At 57.8% G+C, this 2,270-nt stretch carries 2 protein-coding genes and 2 pseudogenes; 3 read left to right on the forward strand and 1 reads right to left on the reverse strand.

Translation table 11 applies throughout. The features are described from left to right. From AC1DS3_RS37910 to AC1DS3_RS37920, 3 genes and pseudogenes are all read left to right on the forward strand, one after another. Nucleotides 1-133, forward strand: a pseudogene (locus tag AC1DS3_RS37910) (IS1595-like element ISCARN29 family transposase); the annotation flags it as partial. Between the two features lie 5 nt (nt 134-138). Further along, a pseudogene (locus AC1DS3_RS37915) lies at nt 139-798 on the forward strand (diguanylate cyclase); the annotation flags it as partial. A gap of 183 nt (nt 799-981) precedes the next feature. Beyond that, a complete protein-coding gene (locus tag AC1DS3_RS37920) occupies nt 982-1,365 on the forward strand; it encodes a hypothetical protein (protein ID WP_441640514.1) in 384 nt (127 codons plus the stop codon). A 66-nt stretch (nt 1,366-1,431) separates the two neighbouring features. Here the strand turns inward: AC1DS3_RS37920 and AC1DS3_RS37925 are convergent, their stop codons facing one another. Continuing rightward, on the reverse strand, nt 1,432-2,016 hold the full coding sequence (locus AC1DS3_RS37925; RefSeq protein ID WP_441640515.1) for a TetR/AcrR family transcriptional regulator: 585 nt from the start codon (nt 2,014-2,016) through the stop codon (nt 1,432-1,434). Between the last annotated feature and the right edge of the window lie 254 nt (nt 2,017-2,270).

Genomic DNA, 2,270 nt, shown 5'->3' on the forward strand with positions numbered 1-2,270 from the left:
ACTCAGGGGCGTGGCCACCAAGTACTTGCCGAACTACCTGGCTTGGCAACGGCTGATGAGCTGGAACAAGGAAGGCGTTTCCGCCGACGATGTCATCGCGTCAGCTCTCGGCAAGCAGGTCATCAACGTTTAATCTGAACAGCGCCKAACCTGCTGAGTGCCGCCAGGTTCAGCGTGGGCTGGTATCTCGCCAGGATATTCAGCATGTTTGCCCCGGGTGTCCTGGTGTGCGTTCTAGTGTGGGAGGTCACCGTTCTGTACCAGCGCCTATTTGCGGCCCATGCCAGCCTGCTGCAAACATCTGTCCATGACGCGTTGACGGGGATCTATAACCGGAGCTATTTCAAAGAGCACTTCAGCAAGGAATTCGACCGTGCGAAGCGTAAGAATTTGCCACTGTCGCTAATCATGATCGATGTCGATCATTTCAAGCTGTACAACGACACCCTGGGCCACCTAAAAGGGGATGCTTGCCTTGTCGCAGTGGCGACCGCGCTTGCCGGGGTCGTTCGCCGGCCGTCGGACCTTGTCTGCCGTTACGGCGGAGAGGAATTTGTAATAGTTCTCCCGGATACAGACCGTCGTGGCGCTTCCGAAGTCGCGGCGCAAGCGCTCCAGATGGTGACGCAGTTAAAGCTCGACGCTCCGACTCCCGTTGGCTATGTCACAGTCAGCGCCGGCTGCGCAACCCTTCGGCAAGAACGCTTTCCGGACGAGCTTGTTGAGGCGGCCGATGCAGCGCTGTACAGAGCGAAAGGCGCTGGGCGAAATTGCGTTTATCTCGCGAAGACTGAATAAAAGTTCCTCCGTGCCCCGTCGCATTGGTCGCTTCACGTTGATGGGTCAATGCGTTTAGGCGCAGCCTCTAAATACGCGCCACGCGCGGTATCTGCACAACCACATCCAGTGTCTTGCCGATCGCATGTGGCAAGCCTCGGCAAACCTATCCCCTCCTGTCACCCGCCTCCCCGATCGAGGGGATTGTTTGCCGACGATAAAACGCTACCATATGAGGATCACAACAACGCCAACATCATCTTGCATGCCGGCATGACAAGGATCTCTTTCAGATTGCGACGCATTGCACAGTGGGTTGCGGCGAGCATCGCGATTGTTGTCGTGGTCGTTATCAATGACCGAAATGCTGTCGATATTCACGCAGGTAGCTCCGACGATGAACAATCAAGCTCCATTGCCGACCTCTGGCATCTGACCGTCACGAAGGCAGAGTCGAGTGACCCGGCAGCGCGTGAATATTTTTCCTTTACTAGCCAGCACGAGTGCGAGAAGCTTCGGCGAGAACTGCAGCTAGAGAATGCTGGCATGGTATCGGTATGTCGGATTAGTACCATGCGGAATATTTAGCAGAATTTCTAGCCGGCCACGCTTGTCCAATGAGCGACGACGTGGCCTCGGCGTCTCGTAAGGCTATTACTCGGCTAACAACCCACGCAGCAGCAAATCCAGAGCCACCATACCTCGCGCCAGTCGCGCACTGCCGTCCTCGCCGTCTGCGATCCAGAACGCCGCTTCGGCCAAGCTGCCGTAAATCAGCGATGCCAGTGCCTGCGGGTCGGCTTCGTCCACGACGCCTTGCCGCATGAGGTTGTCGATCAGCCGTTGCATTGACTCGACGCAATGGCGTTGCGATTCGGGCGACGTGCCGCCCAGCACCGCCCTGGCGTCGCGCAGCACGATGCGCTGGATTTCTGGTTCCAGCGCCATTTCCAGATAGGCGCGGCAGCGGCTACGGAAACCTTCCCAAGCATTCTCGGCGGCGTCGGAGATGACTTGCAGACGCGCATCCATCTCGGCGTCGATCTGCTCCACCACAGCGGCCAGCAATCCCTTCTTGTCGCCGAAGTGGTGATAGAGCGCGCCACGGGTCAAGCCCGCCTGCGCGGTGAGGTCATCCATTGAGGTGTCGGCGTAGCCGTGCTCGCTGAAGACCTTGCGGGCGGTCGCCAACAACGTGGCGCGGGTTTCCTCCATCTCGACGCGGGTGCGACGAACCATCCGTCTTCTCCTTACATACGATCTGCATGATTGTTTACATACATTGCGTATGAATATACGATCTTATTCATACGCTGCGTATGTATTGTCGCCGCACCGTCATACGCTGGCAAGCGGAGGCACCCTGGAGAACGAGATGGACAACCCTTACCGAGAACTTTTTGCTGCGCCCGCCACCAAGGGCTTTGCCTTGGCTGGCCTGTTGGCGCGGATGCCGCTGCCGATGACCGGCATTGGCATCATCACCATGATGT

This window comes from Cupriavidus sp. 01L46, assembly GCF_056399905.1.

Excerpts from the sequence above, each read along its gene's own strand:
- AC1DS3_RS37925 (WP_441640515.1), bottom strand. The coding sequence starts at position 2,016 with ATGGTTCGTCGCACCCGCGTCGAGATGGAGGAAACCCGCGCCACGTTG.